Source organism: Psychrosphaera haliotis, assembly GCF_039523615.1.
GTDB lineage: Bacteria > Pseudomonadota > Gammaproteobacteria > Enterobacterales > Alteromonadaceae > Psychrosphaera > Psychrosphaera haliotis.
Genome location: NZ_BAAAFQ010000004.1, coordinates 481,505 through 507,219 on the forward strand (window position 1 = coordinate 481,505; position 25,715 = coordinate 507,219).

Sequence of the window (25,715 nt, forward strand, 5' to 3'; positions counted from 1 at the left end):
CGAGTCATTAATGTTTAAATCTTTAAAAGCACAGTTGTTACTCGTTTTATTCTCTTTAGTTTCACTACTCGTTATTGAAATTGTTATTTCAAAATCGACTTTTACGGTATTTGAAAATCAACAACGGTTAGCACAAAGCACCATACAAAAAGTACAGATTGTAGCAAGGCTAGAAAAGGAGCTTATTGATTTACAACGAAACGTATTGATATATAAAGAAACTGGCAGCAAGTCTGTTTTAGACAGAACCTACTCATTAGTCACTTCTATCGACGAGAATATCAATCAATTTGCCGATATCGGTTTTTCTGACCAAAACCAAGCAAACGTCGATAATTTCATTATCGCGCTCAAAGAGCACCTAAATGAATACAAAACAAATTTCCAAGAGGTGGAAAAATCTTATGCAAAACGCTCTGCGCTTTTTGAGAACGGGATCAATAATGAGCTTGATACACTAGGTGCGTTAGTTTTAACTTATGATAAAAAGAGTTATAGCCTAGAGCTTCAAACTGACTTATTACAGGTAAAACTATCAGCTATAAAATACATAAACTCACCAAACTTTAATCTGATCAAGCTATTCAAAAACCACATCACTCAACTTGAAACAGACGTTAGAAATGGCCAATTAACGTCAACACAAAAAGCGCAGTTCATTGACAGCTTGAGTGCTATAAAAAAGAGCTTCAATCAGTTAACTCAAATAACTCGAGGTTATACTTACCTGGTTAACGTCGTTATGTCGGGTGCTGCTAATGAGTTTCTGTATATCACAAAAGAGTTGAGTAACTTAGTAAGCGAAGAAGTAGCAAGTAATAAAAATAGCGTAGAGCAAGAAACCGCCGCATTCTCAAACTTTATTAACTTCTTTTTGATTTTAACCATACTAATATCATTAGCTAGTGCAGCGTTTTTTATAAGAAATGTAGTTAACCCAATACAAAGTATTACCACGGTATTTAGAAAACTTGCATTTGGTGAAGCAGTCTTGTCGATTCCAGAGCTTGATAAAAAAGACGAAATTGGCGAATTAGCAAAGGCGGCTAAAGTATTCAGTGAGAAAAATCGACAAACCATTCGTCTTTTAGAGCAGTCAGAGGTTCAAAACAAGCAACAAATAGAAATGAACAAAGCCCTGCTACTGGAAAAGCAAAAGGCCGAACAGGCGACAAACGCAAAAAGTATGTTCTTGGCTAACATGAGCCATGAGATTAGAACGCCTATGAACGGAATTATTGGCTTTGTAGACCTTCTAAAGTTGACGCCGTTGAATAACACACAAGAAACTTATATCGAACGAATTAGCTATTCCAGCGACATTATGATGAGCGTTATCAACGATATTTTAGACTTTTCAAAAATAGAGGCTGGTAAAATATCCATTGAAGAGATTGAGTTTTCCCCTTCAAACGTAATCGATTCACTCATTCAATCATTATCACCTAAGGCCGCAGAAAAGGGTCTAGCCATCCGTTCATTTATCGATTTATCCATGCCCTCTCGACTAAAAGGGGATCCTACAAGAATTGGTCAAATCATATTAAACATCTGTAATAACGCGATTAAATTTACAGAAAAAGGCAGTGTCGATATTTACGTTGAGTATTTAAAGGGTGAGTCAAAACCACTACAAATCAGAGTTATTGATACTGGTGTAGGCATGCCACCGGAGGCCTGTTTACATATTTTTGATTCATTTACTCAAGCTGATGGCTCAACCAGTAGAAGGTTTGGCGGAACGGGATTAGGACTTTCTATTGTTAAAAACCTTGTAGAGCTTATGAACGGAGAAGTACATTGCGAGTCAGTTCAAAATAAAGGCAGTACATTTAATGTTACCTTGCCATTAGAAAGTACAAACAATACCTCTGAAGTCGTCTTTAATGGCCTAGCACTGGGTTATATTTCGAATACCGAGTCTTTGTTACTACCAATTAAATATTGGCAACAAGCTGGCATAACTTTAGATTTATCAACTTCATACGACAGTCATACAAAAGCAGTTGGGGATATTAGTGACGTTGACACCAATCCCGTAATTTTCGAAATAACCTCATCGACCAATTTAGAGGAGATTAAAAAGCAGCTTAAGCCACTCATTACTGAGCTTGCGCCTTTTGGTTTTATCGGCAACTGTGATTGTGTAGATTTGGTCAATTCGATGGCAAAAGAGTTTAGTGCACCAAAGCTGACCCACCCTATTACTCCTGTATCATTTAAACAATTCATCTTGTCATTAACTGCTAAAAGAACGATCAAAGAGCAAACAGCCCCAATCAAAAGTGATTCAAAAGACTTATATCAAGGCCACGTGTTGCTTGTTGAAGATAACAAAGTTAATCAAATGGTTGCTGGCAATATGCTCACACATCATGGATTTACCTTTGATCTTGCTGAGAATGGCTTAGAGTCATTAACCGCGGCAGATAAGAATCACTACGATTTTGTACTCATGGACATGCAAATGCCTATTATGGATGGCTATCAAGCCGTCAAAGAACTACGAGCAAAAGGCTACAATAACTTATTTATTTGCGGTTTATCAGCAAATGCCATGAAAGAGGACTTTGATCGTGCTTATGAGGCCGGTGTAGATTTTTATTTAACTAAGCCTCTCACTGTCGACAAATTTTCTGATTTTTTGACTGAACACTATACAAATAAGAGTTAAGTTTAATGCGTTTTTACTTTTATCCTGTAATATCCGGTCAAAATCAACTTACTAACTTAGCATTATTTCTGCTTTAAGTTGGTCATCATCACTTTATATTAAGGCTTTAAAATAATGGATATTCTCTTATGGATTGGTATTGTCTTTTGTATCTCTCAATCAGCCATTTTCTCAGGGTTAAACCTCGCGTTTTTTTCCTTAAGTCGACTTCAATTAGAGGTTGAGTCTTCAAAAGGTAACAAATCCGCTCAAAAAATATTGAAGCTAAGAGGCGACTCTAACTTCCTTTTGACAACCATTTTGTGGGGCAATGTTGGGATCAATGTATTACTAACCTTGTTGTCGGACTCCGCACTCGCTGGTATCAGTTCATTTTTATTTTCTACTATTGCCATTACTATTATTGGTGAGATTATTCCGCAAGCATACTTCTCTAGAAACGCACTAAAAATGGGGAGTATGCTGTCACCAGTTATCCGCTTTTACCAAATACTATTTTATCCCGTTGCAAAGCCTACGGCCATTATCCTTGACGTTTGGTTGGGTAAAGAGGGAATTACCTACCTCGCTGAGAGCGAGCTTAGCAGTATCATTCGCAAGCACGTTGAAGCTGAAGACACAGAAATAAACCATGTTGAAGGGATTGGAGCGTTAAATTTTTTCAAACTCGACAAAATTGTGGTCGCCGATGAAGGTGAATTAATAGACCCAGATTCCATTTTAGCTCTTAAAACTAAAATGGATTTACCAATTATACCGGACATAAAACCGAGTGCTGATGATCCGTTTTTAAAAAGCTTGCATAAATCAGGACACCGTTGGGTTGTTCTTACCAACTTGGATAATCAACCTCTACTTGTAATCGACGCTGATGGTTTATTGCGAGCAGCCCTATTTGAACATGAGCAGTTTGACCCTTATTTATATTGTCACAGACCAGTGATAATTACCGATGAAAAAACTAGTCTCAGTGAAGCCGTCATTAAAATGAAAATGAGCGAATCAGTAGATAAGTCTTTTGATGGAGTTATTGAACGTGACGTTTTGCTCATTTGGTCTGACACTAAACGAATCATTACTGGTGCTGACATTTATGGCCGATTGTTAAAAGGTATGCAACCACCAGAATTGCAAACTACCAGTACTTCTGGGAGTTAGTGACCTTTTTATAGCCATCAACGCTCTGTTATTCGTTTTTGGCTTTTTCTTTATCGATAACTTCACTTGCGAATTCTCGATCTTCTTTTGTTGAGTCTAAGCCGTCCTGATTAGATTTAGACTCCGGTGATAACTGCAATTCAGTAAATAGAGAAAAGTGATCTGAACCAATATTAGGTAATCGTTTTATGTTGCTTACAGTAAAATGTTCACTGTGAAACATATGATCTAACGGCCATCTCATAAACCAATAACTAGCATGAAAAGTATTGAACATCCCCCTTCCAACTCTTGGGTCTAACAAACCACTAATTTTTCTAAATAGCCGCGTTGTTTTAGACCAAGCTACATCGTTTAAATCACCAGTTACGATTGTTGGGGAGTTGTCCTTGGCTATTTCTCGCGCCACTATAACTAGCTCTGCATCTCGCTCAGTAGATTCTTCATTTTCAGTGGGGCTTGGCGGAGCTGGGTGTAAAAAATAAGCTTTAACTATTCGGCCACTTTTTAACTTTATGTTAGCTTTTACTGATGGCACGCCTTCTTGTACTAGATAGTTAAGTTTGCCCTCTAAGATCTCCAATTTTGAATACACGTGCATTCCATAAAGGTTATCTAGCGGGCACTTAACAGTGAAAGGCAGTTCATCCTCTAAACAATCTAATTGATCCTGCCACCATTGGTCAGACTCTAACGTAACTAATATATCAGGTTGATACTCTCTGACTAAATCAATGAGTTTTTGTGACTCTCTGTTCGTTGTCAGAACATTAGCTGTAATCACTTTTATCGTATCAGCCGCCTCTCTGCTATTGGATGAGTGCACTTCCTTTTTCCAAAACGGGCTAAAGGGCAAAACCCACCATAATTGCCATACGATACACGCAAACAAAACAAGCAATCTTACTATTGATTCAGGTTTGTTCGGCCCTAACAGCAATAAATGACCAATAAAAACACAGCTAAAAATAAGAGTAAGTTGTAACCTGGGAAAGTCCATACTTCTTACTGTCCAATGAGACCAATTAAAAATAGGTAAAATACTCAACAAAAGAACCACAATTGTTAAAATAGTAAAGGTTAATTCCATTGCTAGCCTTCCTTAGATAAATAGCTGTCTTTTAATAGCTCGTAGTCTTCTTCTAGCACCAATTCCTTTTTTGCGTACGCCAGCGCTTTTTTGGAGTGTACATCACAGTATTCAGCTAATTCTTCATTGGTTTCAGCTAAGCTTTGGTAAATTTTTTGCAAACGTAACATTACCTCAATGTTAGCGGCTCCATCACGCGCTATACCATTAAATGCATCCTGAAAAATCTCTTCTGAACTTAATTGAGGCAAAGAGACCCGATTGAAACTTCTCTGGTTTTTCGCCTCAGGGCTTTTGACTTCAGAGCTATTAATGTCAGAACCATTCACTTTATCATCATTGGATCTGTCGCCAGCGAGCCATTGAGTAATGAGTCGGCATTGCACACTAATTATATCTATCGCAGTACCCGGATCGTTAACAGCGGGTGAAAGCGCTCGACTCGCTATTTCAGATAACACCAAAAAGCCAAATCGAGGATCTTCATCAAAGGTACGGCATTTGCCAATAATAAAATCTTTTAATATTTTAGCTTTGACGTTTTTCTTTGCCTCAACATCGCCATCCAATTCCTTTCCATCATCTGTTTTTATAAAAGCGATAGGAGTATTTGGCAAGATTAGAGAGCCTACCGCTTGGTTTACTTTTATCTTAAAATTAAACTCTGTTGCAGTTGCTTGGAGCCGATCGATATTGATTTGTTGTAAATAACCAATATCACTTGAATAAATTTCGCTGGTTTTGCCCTCTACGTCATCAAAATCTAACGTCCCAGCAATTAACTCATAGTGACGTGATAACGCTTTTTCTGTAACTGCCTCTACTTTTGAAATTGTTTTGCCTAATGTGCCAAGTCTAGCGATGTTATCTACCCACCGAACAAAACCTAAAATAACAATAGCAAAGACTAAAAGCGTAAGAATAAAAATAACAAAGCGTCCAGTGTCACCATATAAACCATTCATTAACGCAATAATGCCAATAACACTAAAAATGAACGCACCAACAAATATGGACAACGCGTATTGAGACACATCGTCGGTTATAACAATATCAAAAGCATGAGGTGTAGCCGACGTGCTAACGGAAGAATAGGCAGACAGCATAGACCCCACAGCAAACACAGCCATACCAAGCATACTGGCTGAAATAATTGAAAATAGTGTTTTTAATGTATCAACACTGATATCCATAACCGCGGCGTCTGAAAAGTAAGTATCACCGAGCCTAGCGAAAAATATAGCAAGGATTGAAAGTGCACAACTAAAAAGAGGCTTGACCCAAAGTCGCTCTTTTAAGCGCCTAATGTAAAAGCTAATTTGTTGTTCCATTTTACCTATTTTCCTTTTTAATCATTACGTTAAATTAGAAACTCATCAGCCACTCTATTGTATCTATTAGTATTTAACAACTAACAGGCAGGCACTTAACAAAAAGAAAGCATAGTCCATAACATCAATAACTTTGGCTATTTAAGCACATGTGCTTCAATAATTTTTTAACACATTTCAGACATAAAAAAACCCCGACTGATTAGGTCGAGGTTTCGTTATTGGTGGAGCTGGCGGGAGTCGAACCCGCGTCCAGAAAAGGTCACCCTTAGGTACTACACGCTTAGTCTATCTTTAAATTCACCGAGGAGCTGCGGAAAGACACGCCACTCAACGACTATCCTGATTTAAAATTCGTGGGTTGCCTCTCAGGCTGGAGTCGCGCCACTATTCCGTTTGGTTTTTGATCTCATGTTGTTCCCCGTCTTACGGACAGAAGCTAGGGCATAAGAGCTCTCAGCAGGGTATTAAGCTGCTAGTGCGTAGTTTTCGTCGTTTGCGACTATTTTTTTGCGGCTTTTAACGAGGCAAACCGCCCCTCGACGTGCACCGCCGGAATCATCAATCCTGTCGAATCCTGAATCAGCCCCGAAGACGGGTCACGGTATTGATTGTTTTGCGCTACTCAGCAAAGTTTTCAAAGCCATGTAAAAATTCTGGAACCAACGGTTAATACCGATAGTGTTCTGTAAGTCTACTCTCTTTTATTTACAATCAAAAGACTTTCTTACTTACACTTATGTAACTGGTGGCATTTTCAGCAAATTCAATACTAATACAATTTAATAATTACAATGCCTTTTAGAAAACAGACACTTGCCTAAGTGTTTACAACGGTTATTATAGGCAAATCAATTTTTACTGGTTTTATTTAAATGGAAGTTTCACTTCAAATACGCAAGTGGGTTGCCAGTACGCAACAAACTTTACAACATGTTCCTAGCGTGTCTCGTGACTATGCAACACGCCTGCTCAAAGTTGCCTCATCAGTAAACACTAAACTAGTTAATCGTTTCTCAAAATTAAAATCATTTTGGACAAGCTTAACATTAGCTCAATTATGCTATTTAATATCATCGGCTATCTTATTCGCATTAGCTTTTTCTGACGATGCAGAGCTTATTCATCTAACACTGCCTGTAATTATTATTTTAATAGGACTGACAAATGAGTTTTGGCCGCACTTTCTTAAAGTGTGGGATAGCTTGCAAGGTAAAGCTTTCATTCTTACCTTTTATGCAATCATGGCAAACACCGCACTTGCCTCAGCATCAGGTTTGGTCAATGAAGTGACTCATGTAAGTGCAGAAAGCTTAACTTACAGCCACAACATGGCGCTCATTATTAACATCCCCACTTGGTTTATCTTATCCAGTTTTTTAATGCTTTTGGTTGTGCAAATACTACTGCCAATCTATTTGATATTGCTTGTACTACTTAAACCTTTTGGTGTGCACAAGATTTGGCATAAGCCAGACTACCGATTCCCTATACTAACAGCATTAATTCGATACTTATTGGCTACATTTTTATTGTTTGTATTCATGTATGGTAGTGTCCAGTCTGGCTTTTTAAACCAAAACAGTCCACTGCTTGGCTCTGTGTATGTCGGCTTTATTACTGCAGATGAAACAGCAAATCCTTCGACTTCAAAAACAAATGAAGTATCAGAGGTCAAAAAAGGATTTGAGGGAGCGGAGAGCAAAGCTGATGGGTTTGTTTCGTTTAACGTACACAACCTTACTGAACGCAATAATCCAACAGAAGATATTACTAAAAATGAAGAAGATGCTTTTTCAAGGGATGCCCTTTTACGAAAGAGTCACGATGTTCAATTAATACAAAAACAAATTTTAGCCACGTTCATTTATGACTACGAAGCTGATAGTTTTTCTCGTTGTGCTCACCCAGAAAACACTAGAGTCATTGAGCTGAATGATTACGAAATTCTTACGGTTAAAAAGTCGAAAACGGCAGAAGTAGGTTATGAGTTTGATGTTATTGCCTGCGTTTCCCCAGGCATTAATTCAGGTGCTATTAAATCACCTGGCAGTAGAAACAATAGTTAGGTTAATTAAGAGTTGGCTTCTGAATCATCTAAACTCTGATAAACCTAGAAGCCAACTCGTTAAAATCAAATCAATCTAAATGAACATTCTTTTTCAACTTGCCTGGACGTTCCCAGGCATGCTCATCCACTTCATGTTCCCAGTGTTGGTCTTCTTCCAAAGTTTTTTCAATAAAGCTGCGCGTTTCCATAGAGTGATTGATAAACATTTTTTCATCACCCGACATCGTCGCTAACTGTTCAACCATTTCATCATCGTGTTTTTTGAACAAACGGCTAGCTCGCCACGCAGCGTTATGTCTCCAGCCTAGCTGTTGCATCACTTTAGCGCCGAGCTCTAATCCACCAGCTAGAGTTTCACGCTCCACTGCAGTTACGCCGGCTTTTAAAAGATCAGTCGCGTGAGGACGGTTTATCGCCCTAGCTAATATTTTTACATGTGGGAAGTGGTGCTGAATAGCTTTTATGATCCTTAAGCTACGTTCTGGCTCGTCAACTGCAACAACGATGACATCTGCGTCTTCAGCGCCAGCAGCATGCAATAGGTCATGACGCTCACCTTCGCCAAAGTAAACTTTGTAACCATAACGTCTAACCATATCTATCTGACTAGCATCATGGTCTAAAATTGTTGTTGATATTTTATTAGCTGCTAATAGCCGGCCTACTGCCTGACCAAATCGACCAAAACCAATTATGATCACTTTATTTTCTTCAGAAATATCATCGGAAACGGGTTCCGCTTTGGTTTCCCTGAATAACGGCTGAACATATTTGTCATTCACAATAAGCATGAGCGGTGTTAGCAGCATGGACAAGGCTACAACTAGAGTTAGTTGCGACACTAAGTTTTGCGGCAAAAGATTTACACCCAATGCAAACGCAAACAGAACAAAGGCAAATTCACCAGCCTGTGACAAAACAAATGCAAAGGTATAACGGTCAGGTCGAGCCATTGGTGTGAAACGTCCCAACATTTGTAGAACCAAGTATTTTAAGATGATCAGACCAAGTGTTAGAAATATGATTAACGCAGGATCCGCTGCAAATATATTAAAATCTATACTCGCGCCAACAGAGATAAAGAATAAGCCAAGTAATAACCCTTTAAATGGCTCAATATTGCTTTCAAGCTCGTGTCGATAATCACTTTCAGCTAATACCACACCGGCTAAAAATGTGCCTAAGGCAGGCGATAAACCGATGGATTGCATCGCCAGTGCAACAGAAATAACCAGTAACAACGCTGTGGCCGTAAACACTTCTCGAAGTTGGCTTTTTGCAATGAAACTGAATATTGGGTTCATCAAAAAACGACCGCCAATAACGATACCAGCAATGATACCGCCAGCCACCAGCCCTTTTTTCCAACCGTGCAGCTCGCCACTGTGAGCAGCTATACTAGCCACATCAGACGATGAAGCTAAAAGAGGCAGTATTGCCAACATTGGAATTACGGCAATATCTTGAAACAGCAGAACAGCAAAAGCACCTTGGCCAGCGGTAGACTTCATTTGCCCTTTTTCTTGCAAACTCTGCAGAGCAATGGCCGTTGAACTTAGCGATAAGATCATGCCTATCGCCAGCGCTTGTTGCCATGGCAATCCAAAAAACAAACCAATTGCGGTAACCAGTAATGTTGTTATAAAAACTTGCAGTCCGCCGCTACCTAAAATAGGTACCCTTAACTTCCATAACAAACTTGGCTTTAATTCTAATCCAATTAAAAACAACATGAGCACAACGCCAAACTCTGCAAAATGCATCACGTCTTTAGGGTGACTTAAAAAGCTCAGTACAAATGGCCCTATAATCACACCAGCCACAAGATAGCCCAACACAGATCCTAGCCCTAAGCGCTTAGCGATAGGAACAGACACAACTGCAGCCGCTAAATATGTAACAGCATCTGCCAATAAATTATTTTCCATTTAAGCGCCCTCGCCTAATAAACGCAGTGTTTTTAAGTAATCACTCGATACCTGATCTAGTCTAACTTTGTCGTCAAAAAGTTTACCTGTGCCATGTACAACAAAAGGCGCTAAATATTCCATTTGGCATAAATGCGCTGTTTGTTCGATAGGTGTGAGTAATTGCTCCATAGTGAAACGATTGTGACCGGTTTTACAATACGCGGTTTGGCCTCCACCTGTGGTGATCACTGACAACCACTTTTTACCCTTTAAACTATCTCCACCAGGCCCATATGCATAACCATATTGAAGTACTAAATCAAACCACTCTTTTAACAATGCCGGCGCGCTATACCAATAAAAAGGATGCTGGAAAACGACAATATCAAACTCGGCCAATAACTTTTGTTCCGACTCAATGTCGATGACACCATCTGCATATATTTCACACAAGTCATGAATGTGAACGAAGTCGAGTTGGTTAGCTTTTTGTATTAAATGATAATTAATTTTTGACTGCTGTAAGTTAGGGTGAGTCAAAATGAGTAAAACCGATTGCATGCAGATCCTTAAAGTTCAATAGCATAGAGAATGCCCTCCTCTACTTTAGTCTTTTTTGCGCATCAATGCGGTAACTTTTTTAAATCATTTGATCGCCTTTGAACATCAGCTCGTAATAAAGAAGGTGTAATTTATTATGAGAGAGTTATGAAACTAGCGCTATTCCCTCTTCCGGTTTTTTTACTTCCAGGTGGAGTAACACGGCTGAGAGTATTTGAACAACGATATATAAGATTAGTGCAAGAGTCTGCAGGTGACGTGGGCTTTGTTATTGCGCCTATCAAAAACTTACCTGCCATTGAAAGCAAAGCTATCGATTGCCACCTCAATTGGGGAAGCTGGGTTAAAATCATTGATTTTGCTACTGGCGCTGATGGATTACTGGAGATTGATGTTCAATGTGAAGCAATGGCTAGGATTTACAGTTTTGAAGTGGAGTCGGACAACCTCAAACGAGCAGATGTAGAGCTTTATCATCACTGGCAAGAGTCAATAGATGTTAAGCAAGTTCAATTACCTATCAACAAACTCACACAGCAATTACAGACTGTATTTAAAGTTAACCCAGAACTTTCAAAAATTTATCCTGAAACAAAATTTGACTGTTCAGGTTGGGTATGTCAAAGATGGTTGGAACTATTACCTCTAAAACAAGCAGAACAAAATTTGTTTGCTCAATCAGGTTCTCTTGATCGTGCAGCTCAGTTTTTGTCTGAAATTGTTTTTGAATAAAAGTGATCGCTACGATGACCCTGCTCGTAATATTTTTCAGGACAACGGATGAGGTATGTCATGAAACAATCAACAGTTGAGTCAACTCGTAACAAAGCGATCGCTCCAGCGACCAAGACGAGACCTATGACAACAACCGCAAAAGAATCTGCACCACCAGAATTAAGCCAATATTTAATGGCTGTGGCTGCCGATAGAGACAAACAAGCATTCGCAAAGTTATTTGCTTGGTTTGGTCCAAAAATTAAAAGAATTGCCGCTCAGAAGCTAAATAATGACGCGGCAGGATTCGACATAACCCAAGAAACAATGACTCGCGTTTGGCGCAAAGCTCATCTATTTGTACCAGAAAAAGGCGCAGCAACAACTTGGGTATATACGGTCATGCGTAACGTTATTTTTGATGCTATGCGCAAAAACAAAACTCAGCAAGCCGAATCGCTCAGTGATGACATTTGGCCAATAGAAGAGCAGATATCTGAAGAGTCACCGTTTCAAGATCACTTGATGACAAAGCAGTTAGGAGAGCTTGTTAAAAAGCTTCCACCTAATCAGCAAGAAGCGTTGACCGCCGTTTATTACAAACAATTAACACACGAAGAACTAGCTAAGCAATTGAATATACCTGTTGGTACAGTGAAGTCCCGCATTCGATTAGCCGTAACTAAGTTGAAACAGCAGTTGGGAGCCAATAATGATTAAACACCACCCGAGTAGCAAACTACTAGCCGGATATGCAACTGGCGAATTACCTGCATCCATTGCCATAGGTGTGGCTATTCACTGTAAAATGTGCGACCAGTGCCAATCCAATGTGGACGCGCTTACTGCCCAACTTGCTGACCAAGTCTTTGACGCTGAAATAACAGAGCCAATGGCCTACGAAAACGAGCAATTTGACTTAGCAAACGAAGCTGAAGCACCAATGGATATGGATTTTGGCAACATGATTGCAGCCATTACTGCGGACGATGAAATTTCTGAGCAGTCAATGGTGAGAAGTACATCTATAACCGTCAAAGGTAAAAACTTTGAGCTACCTGCGCCGTTAAATAATGTTCGCATGTCTAATTGGTTGAATATTGGAAAATTGTCACGTTCAAGCCTGAATTTAGATGAAGGTGCTATTCACAGTCATTTATTGCACATAGACGCTGACGGTGAAGTCCCTACGCATACTCACAAAGGCTTTGAAATTACATTATTGTTAGATGGCAGTTTTGAAGACGATATGGGCACCTATCACCCTGGCGACTTTATAGAGCTTAATGGTGAACATAATCATCAGCCTAAAACGAAAGAAGGCTGCCTTTGCTACACAGTAGCCGATGACGCACTGCAGTTTACCGAAGGTTTTCATAAGCTGTTTAATCCGATAGGAAGCCTGTTGTATTAAATTGAAATAGACACATCCTCCAACCATTCCAGTTATCCTGGTAGTTTGCCACTACTCCTATGTAGTGGCTTTTTTTTGCTTGTAGATTTAGCCTACAAATTAGGCAGTTAAAAATTGATTGTGATCAATTGCAAATAACGTATCGTAACCTAGTATATAGATCATAAACTCCCCCAATATCAAAGGATAAGTATGGCCATTACCATTGGTTTAAGCGCATGTTTAGCAGGTCAAGAAGTTCGATTTGATAAAAGTCACAAAAAATCAAATTTTTGTATGAACGAGTTATCTCGCCACGTTAGTTTTAAAACTTATTGCCCAGAAGTTGCTATCGGTCTGCCAGTTCCCCGCCCAACTATTCGCCAAATAAAATATAACGATGTCATAACCGTAAGTCGTCCAGATAAAACAGGCGATGTGACAAAAGAGTTAGCGGAATATGGACAGTCAGTCGCGACCAAAATTGAAGACCTAAGTGGTTTTATTTTTACTGCTAAAAGCCCTAGTTGTGGGATGGAGCGCGTTAAGATTTATCATTACAACGATGAAAATAAAGCAACAGGCAGTGACCAAACTGGCGTAGGTATGTTCGCTAAGCAGATTATGGATATCAACCCTGCACTACCTTGCGAAGAAAATGGGCGATTAAACGATCCTGCTATTCGTGAGAACTTTGTACTTAGAGTGTTTGCTTTTAATACTTGGCAATTAATGATGCAAGACGGATTCACAAAGCACAAACTCATCCAATTTCATACGCAATACAAATACTTGTTAATGAGTCACAGCCAAAATTCTTACCGTGAATTAGGAAGAATGTTAGGCACCAGTGAAGCGCCTGTAGACGAGTTGGCAAAAGAATATATTGTCTTGTTTATGACTGCTTTAAAAACAATCGCGTCTAGAAAGTCACATGCCAATACGCTTAATCATATTCAAGGTTACTTCAGCAAACATTTAACCAAAGAGCAAAAAGCGGAGTTAACTACGCAAATTGACGACTATCGCGAAGGTTTAATTCCATTAATGGCGCCACTAACGTTATTAAAGCACTACTTAATGATGTATCCCGATGAATACATTGCGAATCAACGCTATTTGGACCCTTACCCGGCAGACTTAAAACTAAGGTACGGCTACTAATGATCTTATATTGGATTAGAACGGATGTTCGACTTGACGACAATCCGGCACTAGAAGCAGCGGCTAATTTAGCGGTTGATAAAAATGAGCCTTTGGTGGCGTTATTTGTCGAAACTCCTGAGCAGTGGGAAAAACATGACCGCGCGCCAATCCAAATAGACTTTCTAGAGCGTCACCTTAATTTGGTTAAGGAAAAGTTAGCTGAATTAAACGTACCGTTAATATTTGATTCAGCAAAAGATTTTGATGCGCAAATTGATGTGTGTACTCGTATTTGCAAAGAGCATAATGTAACGCACGTGTTTTTAAATCAAGAGCTTGAAATTAACGAAGTTAACCGAGACACAGCGTTTAAAAATAGACTTAACGAAAATGGTATTGAATGTTCAAGTTACGAGTCCGACGTCGTATTACCCAAAGGACAAGTACTTAATAAACAAAATGAAATGTATCGAGTTTTCACCCCATTTAAACGTGAGTGGCTATCCGTCGCTATTACTCAAGGTTTTTACTTAGCGGACTCAAAAGAGTCGCTGACTCGTTATTTTAACGCCAACATCTCTATGCCTGACGGTGTTGCCATCAACGAAGGTTCAATAACGTTTGCCGCTACAAAAAAAGACTCATCAAACTGGCCGCTTATAACCAACGTGCGCTCAGAGCTTATTCCTGACTTTTATGAACGAATAATTGTAAGGTACCCTGAAGATCGTGACATACCTTCTATTGCAGGCACATCTAAACTGTCTCCTTATTTAGCAATCGGCGCACTCAGTCCAAAAAGACTGGTTTCTCAACTTATGTTTACCGTGCCAAATATACTCGACAATACTAGCCTTCCCGAATTTGGCTGGCTTAACCAGCTCATCTGGAGAGACTTTTACCGCAACCTACTATTCCATTACCCAGAACTCTGCAAACACAATAATTTTAACAAAAAGTACGATGGTCTCGACTGGCCAAACAATGGCTTTTTATTTAAAGCTTGGAAAGAAGGAAAAACCGGATATCCAATTGTTGATGCAGCAATGAGACAATTGCTTGAAACAGGTTGGATGCACAATCGTTTACGTATGGTTGTTGCAAGCTTTTTAACTAAACATCTACTTATTGACTGGCGCTTGGGCGAACAGTTTTTTGCACAGCACTTAATTGATGTTGATCTTGCTAATAACAATGGTGGTTGGCAATGGGCGGCAGGCACTGGATGTGATGCACAACCTTACTTCCGGATATTTAATCCAATTAGTCAAAGTCAAAAATTTGATCCTGATGGGACATTCTTGCGTAAGTATCTACCAGAACTTAAGAATTTCTCTAACAAAGACATACATTTTCCACACAAAGTGATTAAGTCAGAAAAAATAAAGGCTTATTGGCCAGCTATTGTGGAGCATAAAACCGCTAGAGAAAACGCTTTGGATTTTTACAAAAGTAAAGAGTGACGTTATGAATGCAGCAGAGCAAATGAATCAGCGAGAAGAGCCATTGATAAGTGAACCTCCTCAATGGCTTCAAGATTACGTATCTACTTACAATGAGCTAAACGCTGGAAATTTACATCTACTCAATAATATATACTCTAAAAGCGCATTGTTTATTGACCCTTTAAGTAAAGTAGAAGGATTAGATGCGTTAACAGAGTACTTTGAACATCTCTATGTAAACTTAACATCTTGTCATTTTGACCTCACTGGATTCATCTGCAATGGCAGTGACGCCGCTATTTACTGGACCATGACCGTCAGTCATAAAAAGCTAAAAGGCGGAAAGCCAATTACCCTAGAGGGGCATAGCCGCCTAAGCCAAAAGGAAGGTAAAGTGACTTTCCAAAGAGACTACTTTGACGCTGGTGCGATGATATATGAGCACGTTCCTGTTGTTGGCGGACTCGTTCGTTTTGTTAAAGCAAAAGCGAGTGCCTAATATGAGCCACAGAGTGTTAGTCACAGGCGCAACATCGGGTATCGGCCACAGTTTGGTTATTAATTATTTAGAAAAAGGCGATGTTGTTTATGCGTGTGGGCGCAGTGCAGAAAAGCTAGCGGCTATTTCAGAACAAGCACAGCAATTGTCTGGCACACTTAAGCTTGTGCAATTTGATCAGCTAAAAGAAGATGAACTTGTTTCGGCGCTCAATGAAGTAGAGGCGCTGGATATCGCTATTTTGAATGCAGGCGACTGTGAGTACATTGACAATGCCTTGGACTTTGACGCCAACTTGTTTAAACGTGTCATTGATATAAACCTAACGTCCGTTGGTGTTTTGGTTCGAGAAATTCTACTTAAACTCAAAGAAGCAATCACAGCAAACTCATCTGTTAATCCTCAACTGGTATTTGTAGGCTCTTCGGCAGCAATGATGCCATTTACTCGAGCTCAAGCTTACGGTGCTTCAAAAGCTGGCATTGGTTATTTAGCGGATTCGTTATACATAGATTTAAAACCACACAACATCGACGTTTCGCTTGTTTTACCCGGTTTTATAAAAACCCCATTAACCGACAAAAATGATTTTGAAATGCCGTTCTTACTTACCAGTGATGAAGCGGCCAAACGTATTGATTCAGGCATTCAACGTCGCCATCGACATATAGCCTTTCCAAAGCGTTTAATTTGGAGTCTAAAATTTGCAAGCTGGTTACCCGCAACATGGTGGAGAAAAATCATGTTAAACAGCGACCAATAAAAACAGGAAGTAGTATTAAATGAAAAAAGTAGCCATCATTGGTTCGGGAATATCTGGCTTAACAAGCGCATATTTACTAAACAAACATCACAATGTAAAAGTATTCGAAATCAACGACTACATTGGTGGGCACACCGCCACTATTGACTTCGAATTAGATGAAAAACCCTACAGTATTGATACCGGCTTTATCGTATTTAATGATAAAACTTACCCTAATTTTTTGAAGCTTCTTAGTCAGATAGGCATTCAAAAGCAGCCAACTGAGATGAGCTTCAGCGTCACAAATCCTGTCACCGGATTAGAATACAACGGCAATAATCTAAACACCCTGTTTACCCAGCGACGAAATATTGCGAACCCAAGATTTTGGTCACTTATTTCCCAGATATTAAAATTCAACAAATTGTGTAAAGCCCTTTACGACAGCAACTCAATCCCTGTGAAGCTGTCTTTAGGTGAGTTCCTAGATGACAATGGATTTAATGACTACTTTTGCCAAAACTACATTTTGCCAATGGCGGCGGCTATTTGGTCTTCAAGCCTGAATCAAGTAAAGCAGTTTGAGCTTAGCTTTTTCATCCGCTTTTTCTACAACCACGGACTGTTAAACATCCAAGATAGACCGCAGTGGTACGTTATTCCTGGCGGCTCAAAAAGTTATATAAAACCACTCATTAAAGACTTTAAAGACAAAATTCACTTAAACGCGAACATTCAAGCTGTTACGCGCAACAGCGATGGTGTTGAGCTTACTTTTGAAAATAATCGTACCGAGCAATTTGATGACGTTATTTTTGCCTGTCACTCTGACCAAGCGTTAAAGCTATTAAGTGATCCTACTGAGAATGAGAAAGCAATACTCTCCGCCATGCCTTATGTAAATAACGAAGTGGTACTGCATACAGACAAAGCAATGTTGCCAAAGAGAGAGCTTGCTTGGGCTAGCTGGAACTATTTACTGTCAGGTGATGAAGATGCGCTTGCGTCCGTTACTTACAACATGAATATTCTGCAAGGGTTAGACGTTGAGCCCACTTTTTGCGTGACACTTAATAAAACCGACGCTATTAACCCTGAAAAAATAATCAGGAAGTTTAATTATACTCACCCAGTATTCAGCACAGAAAGCCAAAAAGCTCAGTTACAGCGAGATACTATTTGTGGCAAACACAATACCCACTTTGCTGGCGCATATTGGTACAACGGCTTTCACGAAGACGGTGTTAGAAGTGGAGTTGATGTTGCAAAAAGGTTTGGCTGTGAACTTTAATTTTACTGAGTTTGTCGCGCTATGATTAGCGGAATATACCAAGGTTCCGTTCGTCATCGGCGTTTCAGTCCCGTAGATCACAAATTTACTTACAGTTTATACATGTTGGCTATAGATTTGGACGAAACCGATTCTGTATTAAGCCAAAGTTGGGTGCTAGGTCATAAGTGGTTTAACCCGCTTCGTATAAAGCGTAACGACCATTTTAAAAACTCTGCATTGTCATTTAAACAAACCGTAATTGAACAAGTAAACAAACTCACGGATTCTCCGTTGCATATTGAGCAAACAAGAGTAGTTATGGTAAGCCAAGCTCGTTGTTTTGGTTTGTATTTTAGCCCAGCTAACTTTTACTTTTGTTACGCTAAAAATGCCGATGGCCATGAGGCCTGTCAATATATGTTGGCAGAAGTTAGTAATACACCTTGGAATCAAAAGCATTACTATTTGATCGATCTAGATAGAACCAAACGTAATGAACCTTTGATAAATAAGAAAGTATTTCATGTGTCGCCATTCATGCAGATGGAAATGGAATACCGATGGAAAATTACACCGCCTAAGAACAATTTATTAGTACATATAGAAAATTGGCCTTTGCATAATTCTCCACCAACTGGCCAAATTGATAAAGTATTTGATGCGACGGTCGCATTAAAAAAAGTACCAATAACACATAGGAACCTTGTCAAACTCATCATGACAACTCCGGTGATGACAGCAAAAATATTTGCTGGGATTTATTGGCAGGCTTTAAAGTTATTTATAAAAAGAGTGCCTTTTATTGGTCACCCTGAATCTAAATAAAAGTAGACGTTGAGAGGAATCAACAATGGAAAAGTTAGTCACCCCAATCAGCCAATCGAGTTCGAGCTGGTCTTCTGGTTTATACCAAAAGCTTATTTTCGCAGTTTTAGAACGCATTGAAGGTGTTGGACTGACCATTCATGACCCGCAGTTACCGGGCGATGGAAATCATTTTTTTGGACAGCGAGATGCTGAAATCCAAGCACAGTTAAATATTCACGACCAAGGCGTCTATAAGTCACTAGCTACCGGCGGCAGTATTGCTGCGGCTGAAGCCTTTATTAATAATCAGTGGTCTAGCCCTAACCTAACTCGTTTAATTGAAGCTTTTGTTGTCTGTCAGCAACAACTTGACGAGCTGGAAAGCAAAATGTCATGGGCGACAAAATTAAAGAATAAACTTTTCCACCGTCGTAATAAAAATTCTCAATCAGGCTCCAAAGAAAACATACTGGCGCATTACGACCTTGGTAATGATTTGTATACCCGTTTCTTAGATCCAGAAATGATGTACTCATCGGCTATTTATAGCAAAGAAGCCACGGATTTAGACGCGGCTCAATTAAACAAACTCAATTTAATTTGTCAGCGACTGGAGCTTACGAGCGATGACAGACTCGTTGAAATTGGTACTGGCTGGGGTGGCTTAGCTATTTTTGCCGCTCAAAACTATGATTGTCACGTAACAACGACGACTATTTCTGATGCGCAGCACGACTATGCTCAGGCAAGAATAAAAACGCTTGGCCTAGAAGATAAAATCACACTATTAAAACGTGATTACCGAGAACTAACTGGCGAATACGACAAGCTTGTTTCGATTGAAATGATTGAAGCTGTTGGCTTTGAGTACTACACCGAGTTCTTTAGCAAGTGTAATGCACTGTTAAAGCCTGGCGGCAAAATGTTAATTCAAGCTATCACTATTGCGGATCAGCGCTTTGATCATTACCGCAGTAACGTCGACTTTATCCAACGTTATATTTTCCCGGGTGGATGTTTGCCAAGTATCGAGTTTATGAGCAAACACTTGAGACAAGATACGGATATGGTGCTTCATGAGCTACATGACATTGGTTTAGATTACGCTCAAACGCTCAATGAGTGGAGAGTTCGTTTTAACAAGAACTGGCAAGAACTTACAGAGTATGGTTTTGACGAGCGTTTTCGTCGTTTATGGAACTATTACTTAAGTTACTGTGAAGGTGCATTTTTACAACGCGCCACCAGCACAGTTCACTTTGTTGCTAGAAAATAAAACAGACGCTCTACAGTAACGTTTGATAACTCTACAATATCTTCAAGGGCTAATTTTATTAGCCCTTTTGTTTTTAGTTAAATAATTGTCAAATATAGTAATTTTTATTTAACTCAGAATCAGCTCTCATGCTACGCTTATTCTAAATCCCTTTTACTTTTTTAGGTTCTTTTAGTGAGTCTATTTAACAGCCAATTATTTTTTAGTTTCCTTCTATTTTTAGCCGCGTATTTAGCAAAAATAGGATTAATCAAACTTATTAATCGCAACGCTGGTTCTAAATCAACAAACCGTCGTTTGCATATCAATACGGCCAAAAATGCCATCAACATGGTGTTTATTATTGCCTTGCTCATGTTATGGAGCAATGAATTACAGAACTTTGCACTGTCTATTGCAGCCTTTGTTGTCGCTATTGTTTTAGCAACGCGTGAGCTTATTCAATGTTTCATTGGTTTTTTATATATCAGCAGTACCAACCCATTCCGAGTGGGCGATTGGATCCAAACCAATAACCAATTTGGTGAAGTGGCGGAAACTGACTGGGCAAAAGTCACAATATTAGAAATTAGCGCTGATACCTATGCTTACACAGGCAAAACCATATTTTTACCTAACAACCAGCTCATGACCTTACCAATAAAAAATATGAATTATATGAAGCGCTATATTAACCACTCATTTTCGGTGGTAATGGACTGCATAAAAACAAATCCATATGATTTGGTACCTAAATTGTATTCAAAAGCGGAAGGTTACTGTTTTGAGTTTACCGATGTTGCTCAGCGCTATAATAAACTCATAGAGAATAGATTGGGCGTTCAAATCGCAGGACCTGCACCAGCCATAAAGGTGCAAACCACGGATATTGGCAAAGTATCTTTTGTCTTTTCTATTTTTTGTCCAACCAGTAAAGCAAAAAAGATTGAGCAATCCCTGATTAGCGATTTTTATACGCTCTATTTTAAAGCACAAGAAAATGCAGAGGTTAATAGTCTTTCTGTAAGTGATGATAAGACGTTAATTCCTGCCAACAATCAAAGTAACTCAGTGGGGAATACATAATGCTAAATGTAGACTCTCGTATTGAGGTAATGAACCAAGTGCAAACTGCACTTAAAGCTTTAATTGAAGATGAAACAAGCTTTGCATTACCGCCTGAGACAAATGACTTTAGTGAAGATGACTGGGCATGGTTATTAGAAAGTTTAGTTAGCGAACAACGTATTCTAATATGGCCGTTTTTAAAAAATATTGATACCACAGCTGTTCTTGCTGGTATGCGAGAAGATGCCAGGTTACAGCTTGTTTCGTCACTACCAAATAAAAGTGTTCATAAAGCATTAGCTAATAGTGATGCTAGCCAGGTAATTGAAGTTCTTGATGTATTGCCTACGAGCGTCGCTAAAAAATTCATTAAGAAATTATCAAAAGAAACACAAAACCACATTCGTGAGTCATTAAATTACACCGACGATCAAGTGGGACGATATGCTAATCACAACGTATTTACGGTAAACAAATCGGCCTCGGTAGAGTCCATATTATCTGAACTAAAAAGCGTCGATTTACCAGAGTATACCGATACGTTTTTAGTTACTGATGAGCAAAACATTTTTATTGGCGAAATCACCATAAACGAATTGTTTAGCGCTGAGCCTCAAGACTTAGTGGCCAATATTGCTAAAACCTCAGTACATATTGTCAACGCTGACTTACCCTTGCTCGACGCCTCAAACTTATTAAAAAGTACTAAAAAGTCGATGTTACCCGTTGTAACGGAAACCGGTGAATTACTAGGCCGTTTTGATATCAATGACGCCCTAGAGATATTTCAGGAACACTACGAAGCGCAAATTGCGCACTTAGGACAAGTAAGCGATGAAGATTTGTTTGCACCAGTTGCGCTTAGTGCTCGACGCAGAGCCGTTTGGCTCGGTATCAATTTATTAACGGCATTCATGGCATCTATAGTAATTGGTATTTTTGATAAGGTTGTAGCAGAAGTTGTGGCTCTTGCTGTACTAATGCCAATTGTCGCCAGCATGGGTGGCATTACAGGTAGCCAAACACTTACGCTGACGATAAGAGGATTGGCAACGGGTCAACTGGGTGTCAATAACGTCTCGTCTTTAAAGCGAAAGGAAATAGCAGTTGCGGCGATAAATGGTGTTGCATGGTCACTGCTCGTTGCGGTCATTACTGGATTCTGGTTTGAAAATATCGCACTTTCCATGATTATTGCGGGTGCGTTAATTGTAAATATGTTGGTAGCTGCACTGTTCGGAATTCTAATTCCAGTTACCTTAGACCGAATGAAAATAGATCCAGCATTAGCAGGTTCGGTAATACTTACTACCGTCACTGACATTGTTGGATTTTTTGTTTTCTTAGGTGCGGCATCCCTAATACTTATTTAAATGACCCTTCAACGTTATTTAGGACAGGTCATGTGTATAAAAAAAGCTCTGCATAATGCAGAGCTTTTTTTATTCGTCACATTTAAAACAATAGGCGTTAAGGTTAGCCGCCACTATCGAGTGTTTAGTTACTTTCCGTCTACTCTTTCACTTCAGTATCTGGCTCTTTGAGCGCTTTATTCAACACTAAATAACCCACAATACCACTTAACACTGAACCAACAATAATACCTAATCGTTCATCAAACAGCAGATCAACGCCAGTTTCTTCAAACGCTAACGAACCAATAAACAAGCTCATGGTGAATCCGATACCACACAATGCAGCGGTTCCGTATAGAGCCGCAAAGTTCATGCCTTTAGGAAGCTTCGCCAGTCCCATTTTAATTGCCAACCAACATAACCCAAATATACCAACCTGCTTACCTACAAATAAACCTAACGCGATACCTACAGGTACCGGATGAAGTACTTGTTCAAAACCTACACCGGTTAAATTTAAGCCCGCATTAGCAAAGGCAAACACAGGGAGTACAAAAAAGGCGACAACCGAGTGCAGATCATGTTCTAACTCTTTAACGGGCGAAAATTCGGGATTTTCTTTGCTTCGCATTGGGATGAACATCGCTAGTAAAACACCCGCTAAGGTTGCGTGTACACCCGATTTCAGCGTTGCTATCCACATAATAATACCGATAAAAATATATGGACTGTATGACACAACATTCTTTTTATTAAGGTACGTAAGAACTGGGATACAAAGGGCCACAACAATTAAAGCACCAATGGAAATCTTTGATGTGTAGAAAAACGCGATAATTAAGATAGCGCCTATATCATCGAATATTGCTAACGAGGTTAAAAATACCTTTAGTGCCACTGGGACTCTTGAGCCTAAAAGCGTTAGTACACCAAGTGCAAATGCAATGTCAGTTGCAGCAGGAATTGCCCAACCACTCAAAGCCACCTCATTATCTATATTAAAATAAACATAAACTAAAGCAGGTACTAACATACCGCCAATGGCCCCAACGCCTGGCAAAATAATATTCCTCTTATCCGACAACTCGCCTTCTATCAATTCACGCTTAAGCTCTAAACCAACTAAGAAAAAGAATACAGCCATTAAACCATCATTTATCCAAAGCAATAAAGGCTTGGCAATTTGCAATGCGCCAACTCTTATCTCAACTGGTGTTGATAACAACATTTCGTAATAGGTCACTAATGCTGTATTTGCACATACTATTGCTAAAATTGCCGCTAGGAATAGGAGTATCCCGCCCGATGATTCTGTTTTAAAAAACTGTACGATAAAATTATTATCAGTGTTACTCATGTGTTTATTTTACATCCATTAAATTAGTTATCTTTATAATATACGTTACATTTCCATTTTTGTATTAATTCCGTCAATCGGTTAATGACCAACCTAATTAGCTTTGCTAAAATGGCCGCCAACTTAAAAAGCTTTAACTTAAAATAGAGAGAAAGATGAAAAGAGTTGCAATCGTGATGGGTTCACAATCAGATGGGCCAACAATGAAACACGCCGCCGACATGTTAAATAAATTCGGCATTGAATATCACGCTGAAGTTGTCTCCGCCCATCGAACTCCCCACCTTCTCCAAGAATTCTCAGAAACAGCAGCCGACAAAGGTTTTCAAGTTATTATCGCCGGTGCCGGTGGCGCCGCTCACCTTCCAGGCATGATTGCAGCATATACGCACTTACCAGTATTAGGTGTGCCGGTTAAATCAAGCAAATTGAGTGGCGTAGATTCGTTATACTCAATTGTTCAAATGCCAAAAGGTGTTGCAGTAGGAACCTTAGCCATTGGCGAGGCAGGTGCTGCAAACGCAGGATTGTTAGCGGCTCAAATTATTGGCTTAAACGATTCTGAAGTAACTGAAAAAGTTAAAGCATTCAGATTAGAACAAACCCAAGACGTACTAAATAACCACAAATTAGACTTTTAATTTTATCAACTATCCCAAATAAGTGAAAAGTGATGGCGCCTCCATATTTTAGTAATAGCTCTTTAAATGACGACAACAACCTCGTTGTCATTCTTGGCCATGGTCAATTGGCCCGCATGATGTACCTTGAGTCTACTCAGCTTGGCTTAAATATTATTGCCGTGAATGCCAATACCCGAGAATGCGTAAACCCAGTTGATAAAACGGTTCTTAATATAACCCTTGATGAAGCTTTTGATGATGCAGCGGTCATTACCTCTGAGTTTGAACACCTTCCATTAGACTTGTTAGCTAAAGCAGAGCTCAGTGGCAAGTTTTTACCAAATGCAAAAGCCATACATGCTGGTGCAGACCGTATCGTCGAGAAAAAACTTCTAGACTCAGTTAACGTACGTCACTGTCAAAATGTGATTGTTAATGGACTTAGCGATCTTGATAAAGCATCAGAAACACTTGGTGAGCGCATCATATTAAAAACCAGTCGCGACGGTTATGACGGTTATGGTCAATGGCGTATTTTCTCTCCTCAAGATTTAGTGGGTGTAAAGTCACAACTCAATGAGCATAATTTTGAAAAGATGCCTTTGGTAGCAGAACGTTGCATTAACTTTGAAAGAGAGCTTTCACTTGTTGGTGTCACTGACAAAAATGGTAATCATAAGTTTTATCCACTAACAGAAAATCATCATGCCGATGGTCAGTTAGTACTATCGCTGGCTCCAGCACCTAGAGTTACACTTGAACTTGAGCAGCAAGCACAAGACATTTACAAAAAAATATCGGAACAGTTAGATTATTGTGGTGTTTTAGCCATTGAGTTTTTCCAATTAAAAGATCAACTCATCGTAAATGAAATTGCACCACGTGTTCATAACTCAGGCCATTGGACTCAACAAGGTTCGGTCACCAGTCAGTTTGAAAACCATATTCGCGCTGTTGCTGGCTATCCTTTGGGTGAAACTAGAGCAACCTCTTGTGTTGCCATGATTAACTACGTGGGACAAAGCAAACCGAAAGCAGACCTGTTTACAGTGCCAAATGTTCATCTTCACTGGTACGATAAACAAGTTAGGCCAAAACGCAAAATGGGCCATATAAATGTGACGGGAAGTACACCTGCACAATTATTAGAAACGGTAAAAACTGTGAAAAACTTTTTACCTGATGCCCTTGCAACAAATTTGGCTCCTCTTATCAATAATTAGTGAAGGTATTTTTGTAA

At 39.4% G+C, this 25,715-nt stretch carries 22 protein-coding genes and 1 other RNA gene; 17 read left to right on the forward strand and 6 right to left on the reverse strand.

What is annotated here, in order from left to right:
• Positions 1–10 precede the first annotated feature (10 nt).
• Both ABD009_RS04730 and ABD009_RS04735 read left to right on the forward strand, forming a co-directional pair.
• The gene (locus ABD009_RS04730) at positions 11–2,674 is read left to right on the forward strand and encodes an ATP-binding protein (RefSeq protein ID WP_343823140.1); all 2,664 of its coding nucleotides are present in this window, start codon (positions 11–13) and stop codon (positions 2,672–2,674) included.
• A 114-nt stretch (positions 2,675–2,788) separates the two neighbouring features.
• Positions 2,789–3,832 (forward strand): CNNM domain-containing protein, encoded by a 1,044-nt coding sequence (locus tag ABD009_RS04735; RefSeq protein WP_155695632.1) that lies wholly within the window; start codon positions 2,789–2,791, stop codon positions 3,830–3,832.
• A gap of 28 nt (positions 3,833–3,860) precedes the next feature.
• Here the strand turns inward: ABD009_RS04735 and ABD009_RS04740 are convergent, their stop codons facing one another.
• The 3 genes from ABD009_RS04740 to ssrA all read right to left on the reverse strand — a co-directional run bounded on the left by ABD009_RS04740 (position 3,861) and on the right by ssrA (position 6,843).
• Positions 3,861–4,922: an endonuclease/exonuclease/phosphatase family protein gene (locus ABD009_RS04740; protein ID WP_343823143.1), complete on the reverse strand. Its 1,062-nt coding sequence runs from the start codon at positions 4,920–4,922 to the stop codon at positions 3,861–3,863.
• A 2-nt stretch (positions 4,923–4,924) separates the two neighbouring features.
• A complete protein-coding gene (locus ABD009_RS04745) occupies positions 4,925–6,253 on the reverse strand; it encodes a DUF2254 domain-containing protein (RefSeq protein WP_343823145.1) in 1,329 nt (442 codons plus the stop codon).
• A gap of 222 nt (positions 6,254–6,475) precedes the next feature.
• Positions 6,476–6,843: a transfer-messenger RNA gene (gene ssrA, locus ABD009_RS04750) on the reverse strand.
• A gap of 285 nt (positions 6,844–7,128) precedes the next feature.
• Between ssrA and ABD009_RS04755 the strand changes: the two genes are divergently transcribed.
• On the forward strand, positions 7,129–8,322 hold the full coding sequence (locus tag ABD009_RS04755; protein WP_343823147.1) for a hypothetical protein: 1,194 nt from the start codon (positions 7,129–7,131) through the stop codon (positions 8,320–8,322).
• Positions 8,323–8,392: 70 nt separating this feature from the next.
• Here ABD009_RS04755 and ABD009_RS04760 read toward each other — a convergent pair whose 3' ends face one another.
• The gene (locus tag ABD009_RS04760) at positions 8,393–10,252 is read right to left on the reverse strand and encodes a monovalent cation:proton antiporter-2 (CPA2) family protein (protein WP_343823149.1); all 1,860 of its coding nucleotides are present in this window, start codon (positions 10,250–10,252) and stop codon (positions 8,393–8,395) included.
• Positions 10,253–10,795: an NAD(P)H-dependent oxidoreductase gene (locus ABD009_RS04765; protein WP_343823151.1), complete on the reverse strand. Its 543-nt coding sequence runs from the start codon at positions 10,793–10,795 to the stop codon at positions 10,253–10,255.
• Between the two features lie 147 nt (positions 10,796–10,942).
• Between ABD009_RS04765 and ABD009_RS04770 the strand changes: the two genes are divergently transcribed.
• The 12 genes from ABD009_RS04770 (at position 10,943) to ABD009_RS04825 (ending at position 22,513) form a co-directional block, all read left to right on the forward strand.
• Positions 10,943–11,527 (forward strand): LON peptidase substrate-binding domain-containing protein, encoded by a 585-nt coding sequence (locus ABD009_RS04770; protein WP_343823153.1) that lies wholly within the window; start codon positions 10,943–10,945, stop codon positions 11,525–11,527.
• A gap of 60 nt (positions 11,528–11,587) precedes the next feature.
• Positions 11,588–12,229 carry a sigma-70 family RNA polymerase sigma factor gene (locus tag ABD009_RS04775; RefSeq protein ID WP_343823155.1) on the forward strand — a complete coding sequence of 214 codons (642 nt, stop codon included), beginning with the start codon at positions 11,588–11,590 and terminating at the stop codon, positions 12,227–12,229.
• Positions 12,222–12,923, forward strand: coding sequence for a ChrR family anti-sigma-E factor (locus ABD009_RS04780; protein ID WP_343823157.1), 702 nt, complete (start codon positions 12,222–12,224; stop codon positions 12,921–12,923). Before ABD009_RS04775 ends, ABD009_RS04780 begins: the two co-directional genes overlap by 8 nt.
• Positions 12,924–13,115: 192 nt before the next feature.
• Entirely contained in the window at positions 13,116–14,066 is a 951-nt protein-coding gene (locus tag ABD009_RS04785; RefSeq protein ID WP_155695641.1) for a YbgA family protein, read from the forward strand.
• Entirely contained in the window at positions 14,066–15,511 is a 1,446-nt protein-coding gene (gene phrB, locus ABD009_RS04790) for a deoxyribodipyrimidine photo-lyase (RefSeq protein WP_343823160.1), read from the forward strand. Before ABD009_RS04785 ends, phrB begins: the two co-directional genes overlap by 1 nt.
• 4 nt (positions 15,512–15,515) lie before the next feature.
• Entirely contained in the window at positions 15,516–15,992 is a 477-nt protein-coding gene (locus ABD009_RS04795) for a nuclear transport factor 2 family protein (protein ID WP_343823162.1), read from the forward strand.
• Position 15,993: 1 nt separating this feature from the next.
• On the forward strand, positions 15,994–16,755 hold the full coding sequence (locus ABD009_RS04800; RefSeq protein ID WP_343823164.1) for an SDR family NAD(P)-dependent oxidoreductase: 762 nt from the start codon (positions 15,994–15,996) through the stop codon (positions 16,753–16,755).
• Between the two features lie 19 nt (positions 16,756–16,774).
• Complete coding sequence (locus ABD009_RS04805; RefSeq protein ID WP_343823166.1) at positions 16,775–18,028, forward strand: NAD(P)/FAD-dependent oxidoreductase; 1,254 nt, start codon at positions 16,775–16,777, stop codon at positions 18,026–18,028.
• Positions 18,029–18,049: 21 nt separating this feature from the next.
• Positions 18,050–18,835: a DUF1365 domain-containing protein gene (locus ABD009_RS04810; RefSeq protein WP_343823168.1), complete on the forward strand. Its 786-nt coding sequence runs from the start codon at positions 18,050–18,052 to the stop codon at positions 18,833–18,835.
• Between the two features lie 25 nt (positions 18,836–18,860).
• Positions 18,861–20,093, forward strand: a complete 1,233-nt coding sequence (locus ABD009_RS04815; RefSeq protein ID WP_343823170.1) for a class I SAM-dependent methyltransferase — start codon at positions 18,861–18,863, stop codon at positions 20,091–20,093.
• Positions 20,094–20,267: 174 nt separating this feature from the next.
• Positions 20,268–21,158, forward strand: a complete 891-nt coding sequence (locus ABD009_RS04820; RefSeq protein ID WP_343823172.1) for a mechanosensitive ion channel family protein — start codon at positions 20,268–20,270, stop codon at positions 21,156–21,158.
• A complete protein-coding gene (locus ABD009_RS04825) occupies positions 21,158–22,513 on the forward strand; it encodes a magnesium transporter (protein WP_343823174.1) in 1,356 nt (451 codons plus the stop codon). Before ABD009_RS04820 ends, ABD009_RS04825 begins: the two co-directional genes overlap by 1 nt.
• Positions 22,514–22,652: 139 nt before the next feature.
• Here ABD009_RS04825 and nhaA read toward each other — a convergent pair whose 3' ends face one another.
• Entirely contained in the window at positions 22,653–23,852 is a 1,200-nt protein-coding gene (gene nhaA / locus ABD009_RS04830; RefSeq protein ID WP_343823176.1) for a Na+/H+ antiporter NhaA, read from the reverse strand.
• A gap of 155 nt (positions 23,853–24,007) precedes the next feature.
• Between nhaA and purE the strand changes: the two genes are divergently transcribed.
• Positions 24,008–24,493, forward strand: coding sequence for a 5-(carboxyamino)imidazole ribonucleotide mutase (purE, locus tag ABD009_RS04835; protein ID WP_155695646.1), 486 nt, complete (start codon positions 24,008–24,010; stop codon positions 24,491–24,493).
• 32 nt (positions 24,494–24,525) lie between these two features.
• Positions 24,526–25,698, forward strand: coding sequence for a 5-(carboxyamino)imidazole ribonucleotide synthase (locus ABD009_RS04840; protein WP_343823179.1), 1,173 nt, complete (start codon positions 24,526–24,528; stop codon positions 25,696–25,698).
• The last annotated feature ends 17 nt before the right edge of the window (positions 25,699–25,715 follow it).